Source organism: Thermanaerosceptrum fracticalcis, assembly GCF_000746025.2.
Classification (GTDB): domain Bacteria; phylum Bacillota; class Peptococcia; order DRI-13; family DRI-13; genus Thermanaerosceptrum; species Thermanaerosceptrum fracticalcis.
The window spans coordinates 2,121,344-2,145,260 of the sequence record NZ_CP045798.1; the positions used below are offsets into that span (position 1 = coordinate 2,121,344).

Consider the following 23,917-nt stretch of genomic DNA (forward strand, 5'->3'; position numbering starts at 1 on the left):
GTTTCCTGTTGAATATCTTCCCCATGGCCACTTTACCTGCAATTTGCGGAACACACTGAATCCAGCTATATTCAGGCCAAAAAAGATCATGAATAAACCTATAGAATCATAAAAAAGAAAATGAGGAGTTCTTTTTCTAGACTCCTCACTTCTTTACTATTTTTTTACTAGATAAAGAGATTAACTCCCGCTTGATCAGCTTCACCTAAATAAGTGGCCACTCCGGCAAATTCCAGGCCGGGAATTAATTCCTCTTCTTTTATACCCATCACATCCATAGACATGGTGCAGGCCACCATTTTCACACCCAGTGCCTGGGCAGAAGCGATAAGTTCGGGAAGGGTGTTAACCTGCTTATCCCCCATGATTTTCTTCATCATTACGGCTCCCATTCCCCAGAAGTTCATCTTGGACAATCCCAGTTTTTCTGCACCTCTGGGCATCATCCAACCAAAAATCTTCTCCAGGAAGCCCTTTTTCACCGGGACATTTTCGGGCTTGCGTAGAATATTCAGTCCCCAGAAGGTAAAGAACATGGTGACATCGTCGCCCATTGCTGCAGCCCCGTTAGCAATAATGAACCCGGCCATGGCTTTGTCTAAATCACCGCTAAACATGATGATGGTTTTTTTATTGGACTGGACCATGTTCCCCCTCCTAATTCTTTTTAATGGTAGCAATAATTACCCCATCTTTTTCGGTTATGTCAATCAGTTCATTACCTGTTTTTTTGCACCAGGCTTGGACATCTCTTTTGAAACCAGGGTCGGTAACTTCGATCTTGATAACGTCTCCCTCAGCACACTGTTTGCTTTGATTGAAAAGCTGAACGATAGGACCGGGGCATTGAAGCCCGCGAGCATTAATAAGATATTCTGCCATGCTAACTCCTCCTCTGTTTATTCCACGGTATAGGGATAGGCTTCAATACCTCCGTCGAGGATCGCCACATCCGCAAAACCTAATTTTTTAAGCGTGGGCAGGGTTAAATAAGCCCTCTTCCCCACTTTGCAAACAAGCACTATTTTTTTGTTGCGGGGTATTTCATCTAAGCGGTTTGTCAATTGGTTAAAAGGAATATTCAGGGCACCAGGTATGGCCTTAACGAAAAACTCAGCCTCCGTTCGTACGTCGATCACTGCAATCTCTTCTTTTTCCAGGGCAGTCACCAGGTCTTTGGGGTTCATTCCTGTAAATTTACTCTGCAGCTTGTTGAGCATTACGTTAGCCGCCAGGATGGTAGAACTCATGGCCATGGAGAAAGGCGGGGCATATGCCAAGTCCAGGCGGGCCAGTTGTTCCACCGTAGCCCCGCAAGACATCATGGCTACAATAATATCAATAGGCTTATCAACTACACCTTCCCCTACAATCTGAGCACCCAGGATTTTACCTGTTTCCTTTTCTGCAATAAGCTTCGTAATAATCTGCCTATAACCCGGATAATAATGGGCCTTGTCGTTAGCCGGAACTAAAACCGTTTCCACGGCATAACCTTTTTGCGTTGCTTGTGCCTCTGTTAAGCCTGTACGAGCAGCCTGCAGTTCAAAGAGCTTAATAACACTGGTCCCCAGAACACCGGGTAAAAAGTCCGCTTTTGTTTTATGAGCAACATTCAGACCAGCAATCCTCCCCGTTTTGTTAGCCGTAGAACCCATAGGATACCAACAGGTTCCTGGGTTAAAAGGTGGGTGTTTTCGGCACAATCCCCCACAGCATAGATACCGGGAATGTTAGTTTCCATGTATTCATTTACGGCAATACACCCGGTAGGCCCTAGTTCTATCCCCGCTTCCTTAGCTATCTTGGTATTGGGACGAACCCCTCCGGCCCAGACCACTAGTTGAGCCGGCAACACATCCTGAGAAAGCTTAACACCTTGGACTTTACCTTCGGAGTTACCAGTAAAACCGCAAACCCTGGTGGAAGTTCGTATCGCTACGCCCTTTTCTACCAGATAGTTTTGGATATACCGGGCTATTTCCTCGTCATAGCCTGGGAGAATGGTAGGGGCCATCTCTACCACAGTGACGGTGATCCCCTTCAGAGTAAGGTTTTCTGCCACTTCCAGGCCAATAAAGCCAGCACCCACCACCACAGCCTTCTGAACTGCTCCCTCATCCACCAGCTGACGAATGGCTTCCGCATCATCCACCGTTCTCACGGAATAAATATTCTTGAGGGTAATTCCTTCAACAGGTGGTAAGACGGGCGAAGCGCCTGTAGCTAAGATAAGATAATCATAAGAAACTTCATGACAGGCGCCGGTGTTCAGTTCGGTAAACCGTACCGTTTTGCCGGTAGGATCAATGCGGGTTACCTCTCGCCCGGTTAAAACTAAAATTCCCTGTTCCCGCTCAAATTCTTCGGGTTCCCTCACTACCAGTTCCTTGCGGTCTTTGATGATACTCCCTATATAATAAGGGAGGCCACACCCAGCATAAGAAACATCTTTATCTCTGGCGAGTACTATCACTTCCAAGTCCGGATTTTCCCGTTTAGCTTTGCTGGCCGCCTTGGTGCCTGCCGCCACACCGCCAATAACTACTACTCTCTCCTTCCTCATAACCTCTCACTCCTCGCACTCAAGCTTTTAAATCAGAAAAATTACAGATATTTCTTCTACATTAATCAACTTTGTGCAATTCCGCACTAGTACAGCCAAATATATTATTATTCATATATATAGTAATGTCAATGTTATATTTTGGAATAATCTTGACAGAAAAGTACTGTTACGTTTCTAAGAATAAGTAGAAAGAGCTCCCAACGGAGCCCCTTATACTTATTGCACTACATCATAACCCTGGTCTTCAATTTCCGTAACAATTTGTTCAAATTTTACTTTCGCCGGGTCATATTCAACTGTAACAGTTTTTTCACCCAGATTTACTGCAGCATCCACCCCAATACCCTTTAGGGCTTTCTCAATAGACATTTTGCAGTGGTTGCAGGACATGCCATTCACTTTTAATACTTTTTTCTCCATAATTAACCTCCTAAATTGTTGATTTAATTTATTTTTATCTGGAAGCTGATTTATGCTTCCAGCGCTTCAATCTTAGGGCATTTGTCACTACGGAAACAGAACTGAAAGCCATAGCTGCTCCCGCTATAACCGGGCTTAATAAGCCCATGGCCGCCACGGGAATACCCAATGTGTTATAGATGAGGGCCCAAAAGAGGTTTTGCTTAATATTGCGCATGGTAGCCCGGCTTAATTTAATACTTGCCGGTATGCCCCTTAGGTCACCACGCATGAGGGTGATATCGGCAGCCTCCATGGCCACGTCAGTCCCTGTGCCGATAGCCATCCCCACATCAGCCGTGGCCAGGGCGGGAGCATCATTAATCCCGTCACCCACCATGCCTACCTTTTTACCCTGGGCTTTGAGTTTTTCTACTTCATTAGCCTTATCTTCGGGTAAGACTTCCGCCAGGACATGGGTGATTCCAACCTGTTTGGCAATGGCCTGAGCGGTACGCCTGTTATCACCCGTAATCATGACTACATCAATACCCATGGCCTGGAGTTCTCTGATGGCCTCCGCTGAATTCTCCTTGACAGTGTCAGCCACAGCAATAATTCCTGCAATGGTACCGTCCATAGCCATCAGCATGGCTGTCTTACCCTGGTTTTCCAGTTCACTCATTTTATCTTCTATTTGCTCAATGGCCACATTTCTTTCTCTCATCAGTTTTCTTGTACCCAACAATATGGCTTTATTGTCAACAGTAGCTTCCACACCATGACCCGGGATAGCGGCGAAATGTTGCGGGTCGGGTAATTCACCGAAGACTTCTTTGCCCCGTTTGACAATGGCTTCCCCTAAGGGGTGTTCGGAACCTTTCTCGGTAATGGCTGCGATGCGTAGTATTTCATTTTCTGATAAGGAAATTAGGCTCAATACATCAGTAACTTCGGGCTGCCCTTTGGTGATGGTTCCTGTTTTGTCAAGGACGACTGTATCGAGCTTATGGGCATTTTCCAAATGTTCTCCACCCTTGATCAAGATACCGTTTTCTGCTCCTTTGCCTGTCCCCACCATGATGGAAGTGGGAGTTGCCAATCCTAAGGCACAAGGGCAAGCAATAACCAGAACAGCGGTAAAGTTAATGAGGGCTCGCGTGAAGTTACCTGGGTCAACAATAAAGTACCAGACTAAGGCTGTAGCAATAGCAATCACGATAACAGCAGGTACGAAATAGGCTGAAATTATGTCGGCTAATCTCTGAATCGGAGCCTTGGAGCCTTGAGCATCTTCTACGATTTTGATGATCTGGGCCAAAGCCGTGTCTTTACCAACTTTGGTAGCCTCAAACTTGAAGCTGCCGTGTTTGTTGATGGTAGCCCCAATGACCTGGTCCCCTACTTTTTTGTCCACGGGTATGCTTTCCCCGGTCAACATAGATTCGTCTACAGCGGAATATCCTTCTTTGATGACACCATCCACAGGGATTTTTTCCCCGGGACGTACCAGAATCAGATCACCTACTACTACTTCTTCAATGGGTATATCAAGTTCTTGGCCATCCCGGATGACCCGGGCCGTTTTAGCTTGCAGCCCCATCAATTTTTTGATGGCTTCCGACGTTTTGCCCTTAGCAATGGCCTCTAAAAGTTTGCCTAAAATAATGAGCGTAATGATAATGGCCGAGGTTTCGTAGTAGACGTGCATTTCCCCGATTTGTTCTCCCCAGAAAGTGACCACTAAGCTGAAGAAATAGGCTGCCGAGGTACCCAGTGCTACCAGGACTGCCATGTTGGCACTGCGGTTTTTTAGGGCATAATAGCCATCTTTATAAAACTGTGCGCCGGCAATGAATTGGATGGGTGTAGCCAAAGCTAATTGGAAATACCTGTTAAATAATATTTCCGGAGCCCAGGCCCATTTGAAGAGTTCAGCAAACATATAAAAGGCCAGGGGGAAGGAGAGAACGGCGGAAAAAATGAAGTAAGCTTTCTGTCTTTTAATTTCTCTTTCTCGAGCTTCCCGTTCTTTGTCTACATCTAATTTGTCATCGACCATTTCAGCCTTGTATCCCAACTTTTCAATGGCCTGTTTAAAGTCTTGAACCCCGATAGTGCCAGAGAAATAGGCTATGGAGGCCTTTTCTGTAGCCAGGTTTACCGTTGCCTTGGTAACCCCCGGTAAGGAATTCAGTTTTCTTTCAATCTTAGCCGCACAGGCCGCACAGGTCATACCAATAATTTTTAAGTCAACCTTATCTGAGACTAAGGTATAACCCAGATCAGCAATTTTTTTGTTAAAATCATCTACACCTACTTGTTGAGGGTCATACTCTATAGTAGCTTTCTCCAGGGCTAAATTTACGTTAGCGCCGGTTACACCTTTCATTTTACCCAGCGCTCGCTCGATCTTGGCAGCGCAGGCTGCACAGGTCATACCCTGTATTTTAAAACTGGTCTTTTCCATAATTGTTCACCTTCCTTATCTTTGACCCATCCCAGTTATAGCATGAGATGAGCATCACTATTTAATGCATGAATTAAGCATAACAGAAAAAATTGTAAAATCTATAATCAAATTTTGAACAAATTGTGAAGTTAATGATTTTCGGTACAGTCCATACAATAATTCCTCTTTTTTTCACACGTTCTACCTCCAACGACCCGCATATTTTTCACATTTTCTACAAATTTTTGTCACAATTTGTTGACATTATTGGTATATAATTCCCTATGGTAAGGATGGCATGTTTTACCAGAGGGGGTGATTAAGAAAACAAACTTACATACTAAATTCACCAAATTCTATATTTTCCTAAAGAAAGGATGTTAATTATGAAGAAAGTCTTAATTATTCTAGGTATGATGATCATTTTAGCTCTTATTGTCACAGGTTGTTCTTCCGGAAAAACCTCACAAAACATGATGATGACTCCCGCAGATATGTCCAAAACAATGATGCAAAATCCCAATATGATGGTTGACGTAATGTCATCGAAAGATATGAAAAACACCATGGTAAACGTCATGAGTTCGCCTAAGATGAAACCTATGATGATGGAAATGATGCAGTCACCCGAAATGCAAGCTCAAATGATGGAAGTCATGAAGGCTAAAGAAACCCGTGAAGCTATGCTAAAAATTATGTCGGACCCTAAAATGAAGGATTTTATGATTGAAATGATGTCTGACCCCCGTATGAAGGACGTCCTGGATGCAGTAAAAAAATAAACGTAGAAGTAGGGCCTTAACCTTAAACCCGGTTAAGGCCCTTTTTAGACCTATTTCATTGAATAAAAAGGCATGTGCGCTCCAACACATGCCTCCAAAATGGGGAGGATTTTTCTTATTTAATGGCAGCTTTTTTGATTTTTATTATTTTCTTCTGAAGATTCGGAGCTTCTCCTGTTTCCATGATTCCCGTGGGAATGCCCACCATGACCACCGCAGCAGCCACCGCGTCTCATCATGAAGAACATGAGCAGACCTAAAGCCAGATAAGGTAAATAAGCTTGTAATTGTTCCATGATCACGACCTCCTTTAAGTTTCATCACGAAAGATTCCAGCTAAAGCTAACAATCTTACCAGGTTACTGACCGCCATAAAAGCAGCGGCTACATAGGTGAGGGCAGCAGCATTTAAAACGGCATCCAAAGATCGGAATTCAAAAGGTGTTACCAGGTTGTTCTCTTCTAACATGGCCAGAGCCCTGTGACTGGCATTATATTCTACCGGCAAGGTTATAAGCTGAAACACTACTACGCCGATAAAGGCAAAAACACCAATTTTGATGAGAGACGGTATAGTCATAATCAGCCCTAAGAAGAGCAAGGGAAAAGCCAGGGAGGAACCAATCTGGGCAACGGGGATCAGAGAATTTCGCAGGTTTAGCGGCAGATATCCCCGGCTGTGTTGAACAGCATGGCCAACTTCGTGGGCGGCCACCCCCAGGCTGGTTACAGAAGCAGTACTATACACCTGAGGTGAAAGTCTCACTACACCCTCTCTCGGGTCGTAATGATCCCCCATAGGGGATTCGGTCATTTCTACCTGTATGTGGTCTAAGCCATATATATGGAGAAGACTCTGAGCCGCTTCCGCACCGGTAAGACCTGCCATATTCCTTTCCTGGGCATACCGTTCAAATACACTTCTCACCCGGTTCTGGGCATAGAAGGCCAGGATCATGGCGGGAATCAAGATTAAAAAAGTTGAGTCGAAAAAGAATGGAAACATCTTTTATACCTCCTTTATGGGGTTAAATATTTTTTCTCCCAGACAAGTTCACGTTTGGCAGCACCACCATAATTTTCGATAACCAATTTGATACCATCAAGGTTTTGTAAGTTGAAACCGGTGTCTTTAAAATGTAGATTGCCGACGATATGGTGACCATCCCCGCTTACCTGTTCCCATTCGGATATGGAGGAAAGGAGATTTCCTTTGGCATCATAAAGTTTGGCATATTGATTTAAAGGATACCTGGCTAGGTCTACCGAATGGGTATTAAGGGAAACGATAAAAGTCAAATTACCTTTTTTCCCTTGGCCTATGGGATTGGCGTATGTTGCCGATACAGCCACTGCTCCTTCTTCATTCACACGCTCTAAATCTTTTGAACTAATCTTACCGCTTGGGTTTTCCTTTTTCCCAACCTCACCCGGTGTAGGTGAAGAACTTACATTTTGCACGTTATTTTTTTGGTCATTACCTGCTTTGGCACTACAGCCGGCGGCTAAAACAACTGCCGCGATTAAAATAACCAGTATGCTGATTCCTCTTTTATTCATTTCATCCACCTCAAACTATTTTTAACGTAAGGATAACATGAAGTCGTGTCTAAACTGTTATCAATTTGTGTACAAATTATGAAGGTTTTTGGAGAAAACTCCCTAACAGTAATCTTCATAAAATTTTCACGATTCCCCAACAGATTTGTCAAGATTAAATAATATAATTTACATACTCACATAATTAGTTTGGAGTGATTGGTTTGTCCTCTGAATTCAAAAATATCCTCTCCATCATCCTCTTTGGTGATAACAAGGAGCATAAAGACGATGATGTAAATTTGCCAAAACTTCTCAATCTCTTAAAGGAGCAGGAGAACAAAACCAAGTATTATTTGGAGAAACTTGACCACTACATAATTCAATTACGTGATGATCAGTTTGCCGGAAATATACCTGAAGCACAAAAACTGTTTATGGCAGAACAAATTGCTTATCTGGAAAAACAAAAACTCACTTTAATCCAGGATTTGGAGAACTTATTATTATGGAAAGAAAGACTAAATTATTATCTTCTTACGACCAAAATAAACTCTATACACCTGGATAACCTGGACCTGGAGCTGAGATTACTCCAAATAAATAATCTAAAATAATTGATAAAGTGACTTAGAAAGCCCACCTTTACATAATATTTAGGTGGGCTTCCATAATTTTTTGGGGACATTCCTGTCCCTGAGACAGACCCGAACTTCAGCAGGTGTGTCTCCTTTCCTTTTACTCAACAGGAGATGCCTTCTGTTCCTTAGCCTTATTGTTGTCTTCACCATGGCAGTTTTGACCTTTATCGCGCATACCAAACATCATGAGAACATGCATGAGGGGACAGGCCAGGAGAAAGAGCCAGGTAAGATTGGCACCGGAGAACGAATTTTTGAGCTGGGGAGCAAAAAACATGAAAGCGACAATAGGAAGCAGGCAGCACAACATCATTAACAGACCTTGTAAGGGACCATGATTTTTGTGATTCATAATTAAATTCCTCCTTCAACATTCTTCTAAAAATTTTATTATTACATACCGATAGGAAGCTTAAAGGGTAACAGTTTAGCGGTAAAGGCCGTTAATAAGGTGAACTTATCAAGCATAATTAAGACGCCCATTCCCAGCATAATCAAACCTAAAACTAGATTGACTGTTTTTTCTACCTGCCAGGTCCTGTGGATGGCTTTGATAATTTTGTCCATATAAAGACTGGCCAGTAGATAAGGTATGGCTAAACCGGTAGAGAAGAAGAACATGACCGTCATACCGCTGGAAATAGACCCTAAAGAACCTGCCATGATCAGGATAGAGTAGAGGACTGGACCAATGCAGTGAGAGCAGGCTACAGCGAAAACAATACCGATGCCAAATGCCTTTAAATAACTTGCTTTTCCTTTTCCCTCAGCACCGGGTATCTTGCAGTGGTCAGGACCTTTCTTGCCTATAAGGCCAAGGATATTTAAGGCCAATAGAATTACGGCTGCTCCCCCGATGAAGTTTAAGACCTGTTTGTATTCCTTTAATAACTTAGAAAAGGCTCCGGCTGCACCACCGGCCAGCGTAAAGATAATAGTAAAGGCTAACACAAACATGAGGGTTTTAAGGAATATTTCCTTTTTCAATTCTTTGTTATCCGGGAGGTTGCGCAATTCTTTCAAGGACAGACCGGTAATAAAGGTAAAATAACCCGACAGCATAGGGATGATACAGGGTGAAACAAAAGAGACGATCCCTGCCAGAAATGATAGTAAATAAAGACTCATAGAAATCCTCCGTTTTCTTTTTCCTGACCATAGTTTAGTACAAATAAGTGTCTAAACTTTTATCAATTTGTGAAAGAACTATGAACTTTATATGTTCACAATATCTTCACACTTTGGTGAAAGTTTGTACACTTCTTTTTTGTACAATAAAGACCATGACGCCCCCACCCAGTAAAAAAGGAGGTAATACATTTTGAAAGAACTCTTTTCTTTCGGTCATATATCCATCTATTTTTTCGGTGTGACAGTAGCTCTCGGTGCCTTAGCGGGCATCCTCTTGGCTTCGCGGGAAGCAAAAAAACAGGGTATCCCTGAGGATCCCTTTTTTGATGTCCTCTTATATACCCTGTTAGGTGGTTTCCTGGGAGCGCGTTTAGTCTATATACTGGCCTATGACTCATCCTACTACTTTGCCAACCCTTTAGAAATCATTTTTATCAATAATGGGGGGCTTTCTATCCACGGGGGTATCCTGGGAGGCGTTTTCTCCGGTATCTGGCGCATCAAAAAACACCAGCTTTCACTCTGGCAGATTGCGGATATAATTGCTCCCGCTCTAATCCTGGGACAAGCCATCGGCCGTATTGGCTGCGATGTTTTCGGTATCCCCATGGCAGAACCCTATTTCTGGGGAGTAAAGGTGAACGGTATACTGGTCCATCCTGCCCAGGTGTATGAATTAATCCTTGACTATCTTCTTTTTGCCTACCTGTGGCTTAGACGAACCTCTGCCTCTTATCAGGGACAGATCTTTGTCCATTATCTCATTGGTTTTTCCATAATAAGAGGAATCGTAGAATTCTTCCGGTTTAATCCCACGGTTTTTGGTTTCTTATCCGTTTCTCACCTCTTAAGTATTGTTGGTATCATAGCAGGTCTTATCTTGGCGGCATATCTTAAGAAGACTTATCCCTTGGAAAAAAATAAGGAAAAGAACGCTTCACCTCTAAGCACTCTGCTTTTCACTGCTCTTCTGATTATCGTATCAACAGCCATCTATTATTTTGTTCAAGGATAGGAACGGGGAATGATAATGCAGCAGAAAAAATCTATCGTCCTTCACTTTTCCGTCTTTCTTGTCGGTTTTACCCTCTTCATGTTTGAGATTACCCTAACCCGCCTTTTTTCCGCCCTCATGTGGTATCACTTTGTCTTTTTCGCTATCTCCCTGGCCATGTTAGGCTGGGCTGTAGGCGGAGTCTATGCTCATAGATGGTTGAAAAGCCTGGAGGAATCGCCTTTTAATGAAGATGCTCTACCCATAAAGAAACAGCGTCTACTGGCTGCTCTCGCCGCGAGTATTCTGTTGGCCATCCTCTTCATGTATAAGGTTCCTTTTAACTTCTCCCTGGTTTTCCTCTATACCTTAACCAGTGCCCTCCCTTTCATCTTGGGGGGCTATTACCTCTCCCTGGTATTTAAAGAAAATGCCCAAAACAGCAACACCATTTACTTTGCTGACCTTCTAGGCTCAGCCTGTGGCAGCTTTCTCATTATTCTTTTCTTAAATAACTTTAGCCTCATCAGGATTAGTATAATTTTAAGTTTGATAGTCCTATTGGTTTTTTCCTTCAACCTTACCACACGTAAAAAGAAAATATTAGCAAGCAGTCTGACGGCAGTGATGTTAATATTGACTGTTGCCGGCGGCGCTTTCTTAGATTCTTTTGCCAAAGATTTTACTGCTTATAAAGGGAATCCCAAAACCCTGGGAGCCCTGTCGGAGAAAAATCCCCGCATCGTTTTTACCACCTGGAATTCCCTAGCCCGTACTGACGTGGTGGAAACAGATGACATTAAGTATAAGACAGTGCTGGTAGATGGTGGCGCTACTTCCCGGATGATCGCCTTTAACGGTGATCCCTGGGAAGTGGCATACCTAACCCAGGAAGTAGGTTATTTCCCCTTTGCCCTTGGCGCCAAGAACTCGGCCCTTTTAATAGGTCCCGGTGGCGGAAAGGATATTCTGCTGGCCCATTTGGGCGGTATCCACGATATTACGGCTGTAGAAATTAACCCGGGTACGGTGAAAGCAGCAGAGTATTTCAAAGGCTATAACGGCAATATCTACGGTTTTGCAGGAACAAAGGTATTTGTAGAAGACGGCCGCAGTTTTATTACCCGCGACAACAACAAGTATGATGTCATCTTCCTTTCCCTGGTGATGACACAGGCCTCGGAGACCCTTGGTTATGCTCTCTCCGAAAACTATATCTATACTAAAGAAGCTTTTAATGCCTACTTGAACCACCTGACACCTGATGGTACCCTGGCTTTTGTCCTGCACGGCAAAGAGGACCTGCAGAAAGCCTTGGCCACTGTGCTCAAAGTCCTGGAGGAGCGGGGGGTACCCCAGGAAAAAGCTTCCCAGTACCTGGCGGTTATTAACAGTTCATACCGTGATGGGAAGACCCATGCCCATGACAACAGTATCATGTACCCTCTCTTAATGGTAAAAAATTCGCCTTTTACCAAAGAAGAAAGCCAGCAGCTTCAAGCTATGGCGACTCTGTCTAACCAGCCCATTATTCATCTACCTTTAGTTATGGATAATTCAGAGTCAATTATTCCTCCCGCCAAAGACTTACCATCTTATATAGTAACCGATAATAATCCTTTCTTTTATAATCCCGGTAAAGGAGTTCCTCTGCCTATCTTGTTAATCCTGGTAGCCGTATATTTAGTTGGTGTCCGTTTCTTTAAGCCCTGGTTGGAGATAAAGGAATCGCCAGTCCGCTATGTACGAAACTATTTTTCTCTCATTGGCGTGGCCTTTATGCTCATCGAAATTCCTCTCTTACAAAAACTGATTTTACTCTTCGGTCATCCAACCCTGACTTTCTCCACAGTTATAGCTATCTTGCTTTTTGCGACAGGGCTTGGCAGCCTGTTCAGTAAAACCCTGACCAGAAAAATTCCTCTTCCGGTTATTGGTTTAATGATTTTCCTCTACACCGGCGTTCTCTATCTTGCCCTTCCCGGTTTTATTGCCTATTTCCAAGGGGCTACCCTGGGGCTTAAAGTAATTTCTACTTTGGCTCTCCTGCTGCCTCTGGGCATCCTCATGGGTATCCCTTTTCCTACCGGTATTCGCTGGGCAGAAGAACAGGATATGAGTGAAATGATACCAATTATCTGGGGTATTAATGGCTGGATGTCAGTGGTGGGTTCTGTACTGTCTCTGGTCCTGGCCATGTCCTTGGGCTATAACTTTACACTTTTAGCCGGAGCAGGCCTATATTTGGCTTTTACTTTCCACACCCGCAAGGGTTCTTTCAGAGAATAAATATATAATAAGGGATACCAAAAGGGGTACACCGCGGGAGGTGTACCCCTCTTCACATTTTTGTTAAACAATATTATCATTTTCTTTACCACTTACCACCAAATTCTCCACTCATATTCCTTTAATATTAATTTAAAGGATATTGGAAAATTATGTCGTATAACAGCCCACTCCTGGTTGTAGATACCAAAAACTCCGCTATGGGTACCCCTTTAAAGATAGATAACTTTACACATACATTTTCCGGGGACAAGGAAGGCTATGATAAAAAATTATATACGAATGACAGTGGTAAATTCATAAGAGCTTTCGCCCCACTTAAGAAGGGAGAAACAACAGTAGGCTTGGTAGGCGTCGATGTCAACGCTCATTTCCTGGTGGAAGATAGCAAAAAAGTTAAGAATTATATCATCTACGCATTCTTTTTTTTAACTATGCTTTTTTCTTTTACAAATTTTAAGCTTGCCGAGATTCTGGAAAACCGTAAAGAATTATTTGATGGGTCTATTAACAGCCTAGTTGACAGTATTAATGCTAAAGACAATTATACGAGGGATCATTCAGTGAATGTGGCCTATTACTCCACTCTGATTGCTGAAGAACTGGGTTTCTCTGCAAGTGAAATAAGAATCCTAGGAGCCTTGGCTAAATTACATGATATCGGCAAGATTGGCATCAGAGACGATATCCTGAGTAGGCCAGGAAAATTGAGTAAGGAAGAATATGAGATCATCAAACTTCACCCCGTGATAGGTGCACAGATACTATCCAATATTAAAGAAGCACAAAAATACCTTTCTATAGTTCGCAATCATCATGAAAGATTTGACGGCGAGGGTTATCCCGATGGTTTAAGAGGCGAAGAAATCCCTTTGATGGCCCGGATTGTGGCTGTCGCGGATACTTTCGATGCCATGACAACGAACCGCCCGTACAGAGGCGCCCTTCCGGTGGAAGCTGCCCTTAAAGAACTGGAAAAAAATAAAGGGTCTCAATTTGACCCACAGGTAGTCGATGCCTTTATCAAGGTTATGATGACAAGCAACGTAACGGTTGGAGCTAAATCTATGAATATAGGGGGTTACAGTGCATGAAGCTGTCCTCCAGGCCAAGCCAACCTCCCCTTAATCAATCCTCTTTGTAGCTAAATGAAAGGGATTTCCAACGCCATACACTGGTTAGAGTAATTTCGGCCCACCCTTTTAGGGAAGCAAGGGCTTTATCCAAGTAGACTGTAATGTCCCCCACCTGACGTTCTTGGTAATTTTCCGGATTACGGCGGGGCTTGCTAAGTTCCAGACCAGGTTCAGGCACAGACCCTGCGCAGCACCCGCTGGCCAGACCCTCGTAGATTAAGATATTTCCACCTTTTTGCCTGATGAACTGGGAGCATCCTCCGCAATAAAGATTTCCAAAATTAAACCACCTTTCTACGGTTACTATATTTTCAGCCTTCCCGAAGTTTTGCAAAACTTCGGGTTCTTTAGTTTCCTTCTATTTATGCTGGGATACCTCAAACTTATATCCAACCCCCCAGACAGTGCTAATATATGATGGTGCGTCATTAACCCGCAGTTTATCTCGCAGCCGGTTAACGTGTGTATCCACCGTTCTCAAATCTCCGTAATAATCAAAACCCCAGACCTCTTTAAGCAGTTGCTCCCTGCTGAAGACCCGGCCGGGATACCTGGCTAACAGGGTCAACATGTCGAATTCCTTTAGTGTCAGATTAACTTGTTGGTTCATCACGAAAACATCACGTGTCAGCAGGTCTATGAGCATTCCGGGAAACTTCAAGATATGCTCTTCTTTCCGTGAGCCTTTTTCCATACGGCGAAAAATAGCCTTGATTCTGGCTACCAGTTCCCTAGGGCTGAAGGGCTTACCCATATAATCATCGGCACCGAACTCTAAACCGAGAATCCTGTCAACCTCTTCGTTTTTGGCTGTTAACATAATGATGGGGATATGAGAAGTTTTTCTGATTTCCTGGCATACCTTAATCCCGTCCATTTTCGGCATCATCACATCCAGGATGATAATATCCCAGGACTCTGCCTTAAATTTAGCCAGAACTTCTTCCCCATCCTCCGCTTCTCCTACCTCATACCCTTCCTTTTTAAGATACACACCGATGGCCTGGCGGATTTTACTTTCATCATCAGCTACTAGAACCTTTAGATTGTTCATTAGATCCACTCCTTTGGATATGGTAACCACTTAAATAGTTTCTTCTTTACCGTTTTTCAAGGTTAAACAATTTCCAGGCACCGTAAGAGAAAGCCCATACGAAAACGAACAAGGCTACCAGTAAATATCCCATGCCGCTAAATTCCAAACCCTGTACCGAGGTCCAAAACCAACCCTGCAACCCTAATTTCGGTGTAATCACCTGAGCAATTTCTATCCCCCCAATAAAGAGGGCCGCTATCACCGATAAACCCGTGACGGTCAGGTTATAGTAAATCTTGCGCAGGGGAGTAGCAAAAGCCCAGCGATAGGCTGTAATCATAAAAATTCCGTCGGCAGTGTCCATTAAACTCATCCCCGCGGCAAACAAAATGGGAAAAGATAGAATACCTGCAATGGGAATGGTCTGGCTGGCCACCCCGGCAGAAATGGCGATTAGCGCTACTTCACTGGCCGTATCAAATCCCAAGCCAAAGAGAAAACCTAGGGGATAGATATGCCAGCTTTTATTGATAAAACGGTAGAAGGAACCGGCAAAGCGAGCGATAAATCCCCTGGCATCAAGAAGCTGCTCAAGCTGACGGTCATCATACTTCTTTTGCCCCGCTTGCAGAAACAAACGATAAATATCCAGCCAGATATAAAGATTGACAAAACCGATGATGAGAAGAAATCCTCCTGAAACTGTGGTACCGATTAAACCGCCGATCTCCTGGAGCTGGGGCAAATTTTGCTGGGACCAGCGCATGGCCAGGATGGTAACTAAAGTCATGAGAAAAACCACGGTAGAATGGCCCAGAGAAAAATAGAAGCCAATCCCCGTAGCGTCCTTTTTCTGCTGCACAAGTTTGCGCACGATATTATCAATGGCTGCAATGTGGTCTGCATCAAAAGCATGCCTTAAGCCCAGGGTATAAGCTAAAAAACCCATGCCCAACAATTCAGGGTATTCCCGTCCCTGCCATAACAAAAGCGTTAGGCCAAGAATGTGGATGCCAGCCACCACTAGGCCATAACCAAACCAGGACGGTAAGAATGTTGATTTTTTGCCTGTCCCTTCTAAGCTCGTCGCCTTCATCTTTAGTCTCACCCTACTTTAAAAAATTATAAATCATCATATCCCTAACAAATTCGCGGCAGTTGGTCCGATACCAGGACATCCACAAGACGTTTACCGCCAATAATGGTGTTCAGGTACACTTTACCCTGGAATTGATCTACTACCTGCCCGATGATGGCAGCATTCAAAACCCACGGCCAGGAAAACTATTTTTTTCAACGTATTTTCTCTGGCTATTTCTAGAGCATCCAGCGGTGAATAGACTATCTGAACAGCGGCTCCCCCCGCCCTGGCTTGCTGTAAAGAACCCTTGGTACCAGGTACACGCATCATATCCCCAAAAGTGGTAATGATGACATCCTGATAGCCTGCCAATTCCAGGGCCAGGTCAATGTAACCCTGAGGCGTTACGCACACCGGGCAGCCGGGTCCGGAGAGGAGATTTATACTTTCCCGCAACAAATACCTGAGCCCGCTTCTAAAAATAGCATGAGTATGGGTCCCACATACTTCCATTAAGGTTACTGTACGGCCAAGACGAAGATTTTGCATTTTTTTCCCCAGTAAGGGACCGATGAGTTGAGTACTGTTTTTTTCAATTGTACTAAGCACTGTCCACCATCTCCTTTATCAACTGCCAGGTAAGTAATGCTTCCTCTTGATCAATAACTTGAATAGCAAAACCCGCATGGATTAACACGTAATCTCCCACATTTACCGGCCTTACCAAATCCAAGCCTACTTTGATCAGCGTATCTGATATTTTCACTACCCCTATGTTGTTTTTTATCTCTATCACCTGTCCCGGTACACCAAGACACATTAGAAATTCCTCCTTTTTCTCACGCCTGCTCCCGCTATTACCGCCTGTCCCAGGGAAATGCCCCCGTCATTGGCAGGTACCTTACTGTGGGTATAAACTGTAAAACCTTCCCTTTCCAATAGTTGTACTGTTTGACTCAGCAACAAAATGTTCTGAAAAACACCACCGCTTAAAACCACACCCTTAATCCCTGTCTCTTTCCGGATATTCATACAACCTATAAAAATTAAATCCGCCACAGTCTTATGAAAACGTGCAGCAATCATTTCCACAGGATATTTGTTCAATCGGTCAGCGATAAGCTCATCAAACATAGGTCCTAGTTCAATCTTCCACGGTAATGTATCTTTCTTAATAGTGAAACTATAGCCTGGAACATTGACATCGGTTAAGGCCAGCTGTTCCAGTTCGATAGCGGCCTGTCCTTCATAGCTGATTTCCTGTCTCACACCTAATAAAGCCGCCACGCCGTCAAAAAGCCTGCCCGCACTGGAAGTCAGCAATTTTTTATGTGCGTGTGTCACGAGACCTTTTACCATGGCTAACTTTTGCCCATCGATGTTTTGCAACTCCGGTAAAAACCTTTCGGGCATGCTTCCCGGAAGCAGGGTGGAAAGGTAACTTACGGCCATGCGCCAGGGCTGTCTGATAGCGGCAGGGCCCCCAGGTAGAGGCACATATTCCAGGTGGGCCCAGCGTGCAAAATTTCCGTAACTTCCAACGAAAAATTCACCGCCCCAAATGTTGCCGTCAGTACCATAACCGCTGCCATCAAAAGCCACCCCTATCACCTCTTCCATTAAGCCGTTTTCAGCCATACAGGAAGCTACATGGGCGTGGTGATGCTGCACGGCAACTTGAGCACATTTCCCCATCTCCTGGGCAAATTTACTGCTCAGGTAATCGGGATGAAGATCATAGGCCACCACCCGGGGTCTAATATTGAATACCTTTTGCAGGTGTTCTACGGCCTGTTCAAAAGCCTGCATATTACTGAGGTTCTCCAAATCACCGATATGCTGGCTGAGAAAAGCCCTGCTTCCTTTGGTAAGACAGAGGGTATTTTTCAGTTCTCCTCCCACAGCCAGGATATTGTCCACTTGAAAAGGCAGTTTGAGCGGTAAAGGCACATAACCCCGGGAACGTCTCAACACCATCTCTTTCCCCCTGAAAATACGGACCACTGAATCATCGGTACGTATATGAATATCCCGGTTATGGCTAAGAAAGAAATCGGCAATATCCCTAAGATTAGTAAGGGCTTCTCTGTCCACATATTCTATAGCATCCCCGCTTTTATTCCCGCTTGTCATGACCAGCACTTCCAGACCTTGGTCAAATAACAGGTAATGAAGAGGAGAATACGGCAGCATTACACCCAAACACCGGTTACCGGGCGCCACTTCGGGAGCTACGGGCGAGCCCGCCTTTTTCCCTAACAGTACGATAGGACGGCGCTGACTGCTCAGGGCTGTCTCTTCTTCCCTTGAGACCAGACAATGTTTTTTCACAGTCTCCATGTCCGGCATCATCACGGCAAAGGGCTTGGCCTCCCGGTTCTTGCGGCTTCTTAACACCTGTACTGCACTACTATTAAAGGCATCACATACCAGGTGATACCCCCCCAGTCCTTTAACGGCCAGAATGTGTCCTTTTTTGAGTAAGGTTACGGCTTCTGCTACCGGGTCCTTTACCTCCGAGGGCCTGTCCTGGCCATCCAGCAAGCTAACCTGGGGACCACAGGCCGGGCAGGCATTGGGTTGGGCATGAAAACGGCGATCCCGGGGATCATCATATTCTCTTTGGCAGTCAGGACACATAAGAAAGCCGGCCATAGTGGTCAGGGAACGGTCATAAGGGACGTCTTTGATAATGGTGAAACGGGGACCACAATTGGTGCAGTTGATAAAAGGATAGCGATAACGCCTGTTCTCCGGATCCTTTAACTCTTCCAGGCACTGGGGACATGTGGCAGTATCCGGCGAAAGGAGAGTAAATTTCTCTTCTCCTCCCTCACTATCCTTGATGACAAAATTCTCATAATTAACCGGAGCCAGTCTGGTTGCTGTTATTTCCTCAATGAGAGCCAGAGGAGGGGCTTCCTCGTTCATCCGTTCCGAAAACTTTAAGAGAACTGGTTCCTCACCTTCTATTTCCAGTTCCACACCCCGGACGGTATTGTTAACCCAGCCTTTTACCCCTAAACTCTGGGCCAGGTTATAAACAAAGGGGCGAAAACCCACCCCCTGCACCACACCTTTGATATGCATATGAATCCTTACTGTCTTAGGCATAGTTGATCTTCTCTTTCTTGGCTTTAACTTTTTCCATCAGGTAAATAAACCAGATACTGGATTCATAGAGCAGGATAACGGGTAAACACACCCCAGCTAATGTCAAAAGATCCGGTGACGGGATAATGATACCCATGGCCATGAAGATGCTGATATATCCATACATCCTGGTAGCTCTGAGCTTGCAGGATTTAATCACGCCGAGCCTGCTCAAAGCTACCATAACCAGGGGGATCTGGAAAAGGAGTCCCATGGCCAGGGTTAAGAGAACCAAAAAAGAAAAATACTTACTGCCAAGGAGCATAGGGTTAAGATAGGCCTCGCCAATACCTATAAAAAAATGTAATACGAAGGGAAAAAGTATCTGTTTACCAAATAAAACACCCAGAAAAAACAGGATAATGGCCGGGGGTATGGAAGAGAAAATAACTCTCCTTTCTTTGGGGGTACAGCCCGGCAGAATAAAGGCTAATACTTGGTAGACAAAGACGGGCAACCCCAGCATAATCCCCCCCACCACCGCAATCTGAATGGTTATAAAAAAACCGTCGGCAGGACCGGTAAAATGCAGAGTCTTCCCCCCCAGAGGGGCAAGAAGCCACCTGATGACATTATCCATATTGAGATAAACCAGAAGTGCACCTATGAGAAAAGCTGTAAGAGAGAAGAGCAGGCGATAGCGCAGTTCTCCCAGGTGCTCAACTACCGACATTTTCTTATCCATACCTAACCCCTGTCTTTGTATGATCAATGAAATATTATTTACCTGCTTCCTGTGGATTCACTTCTTTTTTGGGTTCATCATTAGCTTCACTGAGAACACTGTCTTTAGCTACTCTAAACTCCCGAACCGCTTTTCCCACTGCACGGCCCACGTCAGGCAGTTTTCCGGGTCCAAAGACAATCAAGGCGATGACTAAAATCAGTACTAATTCGGGTAAACCTAAGCTTGGCATAATTTATACCTCCTGTAAAGTTTCCTGTCTTTTTTTGCTGGACTTTTCCAGAGTTGAAACCACTAAAATGCTCAGTTCATACAAGATAAACACCGGAACACTGGCCACCATTAGTGTAAAGATATCAGGGGTGGGCGTAATAAGAGCCGTCAGTAACAAAATGCCCAGAAGAGCAAACTTGCGTTTTTCCCGCAGCATCCGGGAAGTTATAATCCCCACTGCCGCCAGGACCGCCACAATGAGGGGCAGCTGAAACACAACCCCCATACCCAGAGAGAGTATGATAACAAAAGAAAAATAGCGGCCGGCCGATAACATTGCCGTCATGTAGGCCTGTCCCGTCTCTAAGAGGAAGTTTAGGGTAACAGGCGTGATTACAGTAAAACCAAAGACCACACCCACGGTAAACAACAGGGTTGCCAATGGTATCACCCAGTAAAACACCTTCTTCTGCCTCTCCCCCAGCAAGGGTGCCGCCAAACGGATAGCTTGCCAGAGTATCAAGGGCAGGCACAGGGCAAGGGCAGTAAAGAAAGCGATCTGGATTTTGGTCATAAAGCCTTCCATAGGGGAAAGAAAGACCAACTGCCGCTGACCCAGAGGCCTTGCCAAAAAAGTAATCAGCAGGTCTGTGCGCCAATAAACAAGGACAGTCACAGCCAGCACTGTTACTGCAGAAAAGATAAGAATCTTACGGAGCCGTTCCAGCCGGTCAACTATCTTTACATAATTAATGATCATGGCCATACCCCGTTCGTCAAAACCTGTTTATAAAGAAAAGTACCTAAATAGCCTGTTGATAAGGATCCTGCCCCTTGAAAAAAGCCTGTTTCTTCCTAACTCTTTCTTTGAGATGCTCCGCTAACCTGGGGATACCCTCTCCCGTACGGCAAGATACATTAAAAGTTTCCAGCCCGGGATTGATGATGTTGATATCAGCCAGGGCCTGCCTGGCAGAAAAATTAGTCTGCTCTATCAGGTCAATCTTATTGATAATGACGAGATTGGCCCTTTGGAACATGGCAGGATATTTGGCAGGCTTATCGTCACCCTCGGTTACACTGAGCGCCACCATTTTAAGGTCTTCCCCCAGGTCATAACTGGCCGGGCATACTAAATTGCCCACATTTTCGATCACCAGCAGTTCTATTTCCTCCAGGGGCAGGTTAGCGAGAGACTCTTTAATCATGTTGCTGTCCAGGTGACAGCCGCCGCCGGTATTGATCTGGACTACGGGAACCCTTTGCTGTTCAATACGTTCTGCATCTTTGGAGGTATAGACATCTCCCTCGATGACTGCAATTTTTACTTCATCCTTCAGTTCCCTGATCAATTTCTCCAGGATCGATGTCTTGCCAGCCCCGGGCGAACCCATAAAGTTGATGACAAAGATCCCACGACGGCTAAATTCTTTTCTTAATTCCAGTGACAATACATCATTAGCTTGTAAAATATCGGAGACCACATGAATTTTTTTACACACTTTTTTCTTCCTCCAGTTCACTTTCTCCGGTTATGGTATCCACATACAGCTCTTTACCGGTAAGCATCTCGTAATCGGGTTTGACTTCACACTTACATCTTAAATTAGTGATGCCGGCCAATTTTTCTCCACAAGCACGGCACCTGCCACTCACACCTACCGTAGTAATAGAAAACTCGGCGTCTTGAGCCACTGAATCACGGGCAAAAAAGGAGAAGGCAAACTTTAAGGCCTCCGGTTCTACTCCGGAAAGTTCCCCCACCACCACATGGACTTTCTCCACTTTTTTCAGGCGGTGTTTGGCGGCATTTTCCATAACGATCTCAAAGATGCTCTGCATGATGGAAAGCTCGTGCATTGCTTACATCCTTTCGTGAGGTGGTCACGGGGGTCAAAGCCCCCGTTATTAATGAATCTGCTGTACTTCCTTTTCCACCGTATCCATAATGAGGGGAAGAACCCTTTCTATCTCCGGAGTTAACTCCAGGGACTCTTTGATTTCCTTGGGTTCAACGCCAATAATGATGACTTCCGGATATTTCCCCATCATAGCCGCAAGCCTGATAAGGTCTAAAACCTGGGTATCATGGAGAGAAATTTCCGAGGAGTAATAACTGCCTAATTGTTCTGGCTTAAGACGGTAGATGGTACCGGGAGAATATCCTCCTTTCAGGCTGTCTACTATCACTACACGTTCATTGTCTAAAAACAAATCCAGCATGTCCAGGGTGGAAGTCCCTCCGTCCACTATGTCAACGTAAGGCAGTGAACCTTTTTCCTTCAGTTTTTCGACCACTCTTATCCCAATCCCGTCATCCTGCAAAAGGATATTGCCAATGCCTAGAACCGCGGTTTTCTTCATCCATTGACCCCCACAGCATTGGGATAACCAATGACAAATTCCTTGTCTACACCTTTCTCGGGATTAATGACATGGACTGCGCAGCCGGTACAGGGGTCAAAGGAGTGGACGATGCGCAGGAGTTCTACAGGCTGGTCGGGATCGGCTACCGTAGTGCCAATCAAGGCCTGTTCCATGGCACCCCCAATGCCGCTGTCATCTTTGGGTGAGGCATTCCAGCAGGTAGGAGTAATTACTTGATAAGTGGTAACTTTTTTAGCGGTGATTGTGAGCCAGTGTCCCAGGGCGCCCCGGGGAGCGTCAGTCAGGCCGATACCCATCCCTGCATCCGGTGGCGTAGTGATTTTCTCGTAGGCGTTTACCCCCGGGGCCAGCTCATTCAACCAGCCTTTCAGGGCTTCAGCTATCTTTTTCGTTTCCAGGGCTCTCGCTTTAATCCGGTCCATCACAGATACGCCCCCGGCATAATCGCCGTTGATTTTCATGCGAGCCAGGGGTCCCACTTCATATACTTCTCCTTCGTAGCGTGGCGCCTTTAACCAGGTATAGGCGTCTTTCTTACCGTATTGAGGTATGGTCTGACCCTGGGCAGGATTTAAGCCGCTGGGACTGGAGTAATAGGAATACCCCACATATTCCTTAATTTTATCCAGATCTACACTACCGGAGGTTCCCTCTTTGATGATTCCCTGTTTAAAGAGGGTACTGCCATCAGGCTGATCAAAAACCCCATAACTCAAAAGATTCCCCGGACCTTTACCAATATCGAAATAATCGCTGTAAACCCGGGCCAGCAGTTCCACATCAGACAGGTATTTATTATTGATGAAGCTGGTGACCGTGGCCAGATAATCCTTCATCCTGCTGATCTGGTCGGCATCAGGGGCCATGGTCACTCCACCCGGAGCAATACTCATGACATGAGGCACCCTGCCTGCTAGAATAGCTGCCATTTCCTGGGCCTGGCGCCGGACTTGCAGGGCCTCCACGTAATTGTTAATCAGGCGCTCCGTCTCCGTGCTGCTCAGCCGCATATCCACACTATAGCCGGGCGTCCAGGGATTCATCTGGGGTCCTACAATGTAGTCCATGAGGTTCAAGTGGTAAAAATGGAGGATGTGGTCCTGCATGTAATTACTGCTCTGAATGACCGTACGGCGCAGAATAGCCTGTTCACTAGGGGTAAAACCCATGGCCTGCTCATTGGCCTTGACCGAGGCTATGGCATGGGAGACAGGACAGACCCCGCAAATCCTCTGGGTGATGTGGATGGCATCCCAGGGATGTCTGTTCTTTAGTATATTCTCCATATCGCGGTAAAGGTTGCCCGTAACATTGGCTGAAGCTACTTTGTTGTCCTTATCCAGTTCAACCTTGATTTTCAAATGGCCTTCTACCCTGGTTACCGGGTCTATGGTAATAACTTTCTTAGACATATGTCATGATTCCTTTC

At 45.0% G+C, this 23,917-nt stretch carries 28 protein-coding genes and 1 pseudogene; 5 read left to right on the plus strand and 24 right to left on the minus strand.

Annotation, left to right across the window (positions count from 1 at the left end):
- Positions 1-167: 167 nt before the first annotated feature.
- From BR63_RS10855 to BR63_RS10875, 6 genes are all read right to left on the minus strand, one after another.
- Positions 168-647 carry a DsrE/DsrF/DrsH-like family protein gene (locus BR63_RS10855; RefSeq protein ID WP_034420128.1) on the minus strand — a complete coding sequence of 160 codons (480 nt, stop codon included), beginning with the start codon at positions 645-647 and terminating at the stop codon, positions 168-170.
- A gap of 10 nt (positions 648-657) precedes the next feature.
- The gene (locus tag BR63_RS10860; RefSeq protein ID WP_034420129.1) at positions 658-882 is read right to left on the minus strand and encodes a sulfurtransferase TusA family protein; all 225 of its coding nucleotides are present in this window, start codon (positions 880-882) and stop codon (positions 658-660) included.
- A gap of 17 nt (positions 883-899) precedes the next feature.
- Positions 900-1,658 (minus strand): rhodanese-like domain-containing protein, encoded by a 759-nt coding sequence (locus BR63_RS19550; protein WP_243269980.1) that lies wholly within the window; start codon positions 1,656-1,658, stop codon positions 900-902.
- Positions 1,616-2,566, minus strand: coding sequence for an NAD(P)/FAD-dependent oxidoreductase (locus tag BR63_RS19555; RefSeq protein ID WP_243269981.1), 951 nt, complete (start codon positions 2,564-2,566; stop codon positions 1,616-1,618). The genes BR63_RS19550 and BR63_RS19555 overlap by 43 nt, the downstream gene beginning before the upstream one ends.
- A 219-nt stretch (positions 2,567-2,785) precedes the next feature.
- Positions 2,786-2,989, minus strand: coding sequence for a cation transporter (locus BR63_RS10870; protein WP_034420131.1), 204 nt, complete (start codon positions 2,987-2,989; stop codon positions 2,786-2,788).
- 34 nt (positions 2,990-3,023) lie between these two features.
- On the minus strand, positions 3,024-5,438 hold the full coding sequence (locus BR63_RS10875; RefSeq protein ID WP_187142668.1) for a heavy metal translocating P-type ATPase: 2,415 nt from the start codon (positions 5,436-5,438) through the stop codon (positions 3,024-3,026).
- A 368-nt stretch (positions 5,439-5,806) separates the two neighbouring features.
- Between BR63_RS10875 and BR63_RS10880 the strand changes: the two genes are divergently transcribed.
- Positions 5,807-6,202: a hypothetical protein gene (locus BR63_RS10880; RefSeq protein ID WP_051965403.1), complete on the plus strand. Its 396-nt coding sequence runs from the start codon at positions 5,807-5,809 to the stop codon at positions 6,200-6,202.
- Between the two features lie 119 nt (positions 6,203-6,321).
- Here the strand turns inward: BR63_RS10880 and BR63_RS10885 are convergent, their stop codons facing one another.
- The 3 genes from BR63_RS10885 to BR63_RS10895 are packed head-to-tail and all read right to left on the minus strand — an operon-like array spanning position 6,322 to position 7,762.
- The gene (locus BR63_RS10885; protein WP_153801998.1) at positions 6,322-6,498 is read right to left on the minus strand and encodes a hypothetical protein; all 177 of its coding nucleotides are present in this window, start codon (positions 6,496-6,498) and stop codon (positions 6,322-6,324) included.
- A 14-nt stretch (positions 6,499-6,512) separates the two neighbouring features.
- Positions 6,513-7,208, minus strand: coding sequence for a zinc metallopeptidase (locus BR63_RS10890; protein WP_034420134.1), 696 nt, complete (start codon positions 7,206-7,208; stop codon positions 6,513-6,515).
- A 14-nt stretch (positions 7,209-7,222) separates the two neighbouring features.
- On the minus strand, positions 7,223-7,762 hold the full coding sequence (locus BR63_RS10895; protein WP_034420135.1) for a hypothetical protein: 540 nt from the start codon (positions 7,760-7,762) through the stop codon (positions 7,223-7,225).
- A 203-nt stretch (positions 7,763-7,965) separates the two neighbouring features.
- On the opposite strand from BR63_RS10895, the gene BR63_RS10900 reads away from it, so the two are divergent.
- Positions 7,966-8,358, plus strand: a complete 393-nt coding sequence (locus tag BR63_RS10900) for a hypothetical protein (RefSeq protein ID WP_034420136.1) — start codon at positions 7,966-7,968, stop codon at positions 8,356-8,358.
- A gap of 121 nt (positions 8,359-8,479) precedes the next feature.
- Here the strand turns inward: BR63_RS10900 and BR63_RS10905 are convergent, their stop codons facing one another.
- Both BR63_RS10905 and BR63_RS10910 read right to left on the minus strand, forming a co-directional pair.
- Positions 8,480-8,734, minus strand: coding sequence for a DUF2933 domain-containing protein (locus tag BR63_RS10905; RefSeq protein WP_051965404.1), 255 nt, complete (start codon positions 8,732-8,734; stop codon positions 8,480-8,482).
- 41 nt (positions 8,735-8,775) lie between these two features.
- A complete protein-coding gene (locus tag BR63_RS10910) occupies positions 8,776-9,510 on the minus strand; it encodes a cytochrome c biogenesis CcdA family protein (protein ID WP_034420138.1) in 735 nt (244 codons plus the stop codon).
- Between the two features lie 193 nt (positions 9,511-9,703).
- Between BR63_RS10910 and lgt the strand changes: the two genes are divergently transcribed.
- The 3 genes from lgt to BR63_RS10925 all read left to right on the plus strand — a co-directional run bounded on the left by lgt (position 9,704) and on the right by BR63_RS10925 (position 13,890).
- Complete coding sequence (gene lgt, locus BR63_RS10915) at positions 9,704-10,528, plus strand: prolipoprotein diacylglyceryl transferase (protein WP_034420139.1); 825 nt, start codon at positions 9,704-9,706, stop codon at positions 10,526-10,528.
- A gap of 15 nt (positions 10,529-10,543) precedes the next feature.
- Positions 10,544-12,796 (plus strand): spermidine synthase family protein, encoded by a 2,253-nt coding sequence (locus BR63_RS10920; protein WP_034420140.1) that lies wholly within the window; start codon positions 10,544-10,546, stop codon positions 12,794-12,796.
- Positions 12,797-12,948: 152 nt separating this feature from the next.
- Positions 12,949-13,890 (plus strand): HD-GYP domain-containing protein, encoded by a 942-nt coding sequence (locus BR63_RS10925; RefSeq protein ID WP_051965405.1) that lies wholly within the window; start codon positions 12,949-12,951, stop codon positions 13,888-13,890.
- Between the two features lie 34 nt (positions 13,891-13,924).
- On the opposite strand, the gene BR63_RS10930 is transcribed toward BR63_RS10925, so the two are convergent.
- The 13 genes and pseudogenes from BR63_RS10930 to BR63_RS10990 form a co-directional block, all read right to left on the minus strand.
- Complete coding sequence (locus BR63_RS10930; RefSeq protein ID WP_034420141.1) at positions 13,925-14,266, minus strand: CC/Se motif family (seleno)protein; 342 nt, start codon at positions 14,264-14,266, stop codon at positions 13,925-13,927.
- A gap of 24 nt (positions 14,267-14,290) precedes the next feature.
- Positions 14,291-14,986, minus strand: coding sequence for a response regulator transcription factor (locus BR63_RS10935; protein ID WP_034420142.1), 696 nt, complete (start codon positions 14,984-14,986; stop codon positions 14,291-14,293).
- A 46-nt stretch (positions 14,987-15,032) separates the two neighbouring features.
- Complete coding sequence (locus tag BR63_RS10940; RefSeq protein WP_034420143.1) at positions 15,033-16,064, minus strand: HoxN/HupN/NixA family nickel/cobalt transporter; 1,032 nt, start codon at positions 16,062-16,064, stop codon at positions 15,033-15,035.
- Between the two features lie 165 nt (positions 16,065-16,229).
- A pseudogene (locus BR63_RS10945) lies at positions 16,230-16,598 on the minus strand (hydrogenase formation protein HypD); the annotation flags it as partial.
- Positions 16,599-16,650: 52 nt separating this feature from the next.
- Positions 16,651-16,869, minus strand: coding sequence for a HypC/HybG/HupF family hydrogenase formation chaperone (locus tag BR63_RS10950; protein ID WP_034420145.1), 219 nt, complete (start codon positions 16,867-16,869; stop codon positions 16,651-16,653).
- Entirely contained in the window at positions 16,869-19,163 is a 2,295-nt protein-coding gene (gene hypF / locus BR63_RS10955; RefSeq protein WP_034420147.1) for a carbamoyltransferase HypF, read from the minus strand. The genes BR63_RS10950 and hypF overlap by 1 nt, the downstream gene beginning before the upstream one ends.
- Positions 19,156-19,887, minus strand: a complete 732-nt coding sequence (gene tatC / locus BR63_RS10960; RefSeq protein ID WP_034420148.1) for a twin-arginine translocase subunit TatC — start codon at positions 19,885-19,887, stop codon at positions 19,156-19,158. Before tatC (BR63_RS10960) ends, hypF begins: the two co-directional genes overlap by 8 nt.
- Positions 19,888-19,921: 34 nt before the next feature.
- Positions 19,922-20,119, minus strand: coding sequence for a twin-arginine translocase TatA/TatE family subunit (locus BR63_RS10965; protein WP_034420149.1), 198 nt, complete (start codon positions 20,117-20,119; stop codon positions 19,922-19,924).
- Positions 20,120-20,122: 3 nt separating this feature from the next.
- A complete protein-coding gene (gene tatC, locus BR63_RS10970) occupies positions 20,123-20,860 on the minus strand; it encodes a twin-arginine translocase subunit TatC (protein WP_034420150.1) in 738 nt (245 codons plus the stop codon).
- A 43-nt stretch (positions 20,861-20,903) separates the two neighbouring features.
- Complete coding sequence (hypB, locus tag BR63_RS10975; protein ID WP_034420151.1) at positions 20,904-21,602, minus strand: hydrogenase nickel incorporation protein HypB; 699 nt, start codon at positions 21,600-21,602, stop codon at positions 20,904-20,906.
- Positions 21,595-21,960 (minus strand): hydrogenase maturation nickel metallochaperone HypA/HybF, encoded by a 366-nt coding sequence (locus BR63_RS10980; protein ID WP_034420153.1) that lies wholly within the window; start codon positions 21,958-21,960, stop codon positions 21,595-21,597. The genes hypB and BR63_RS10980 overlap by 8 nt, the downstream gene beginning before the upstream one ends.
- 48 nt (positions 21,961-22,008) lie before the next feature.
- Entirely contained in the window at positions 22,009-22,464 is a 456-nt protein-coding gene (locus BR63_RS10985) for a HyaD/HybD family hydrogenase maturation endopeptidase (protein WP_034420155.1), read from the minus strand.
- Positions 22,461-23,900 (minus strand): nickel-dependent hydrogenase large subunit, encoded by a 1,440-nt coding sequence (locus BR63_RS10990; RefSeq protein ID WP_034420157.1) that lies wholly within the window; start codon positions 23,898-23,900, stop codon positions 22,461-22,463. Before BR63_RS10990 ends, BR63_RS10985 begins: the two co-directional genes overlap by 4 nt.
- Positions 23,901-23,917 lie beyond the last annotated feature (17 nt).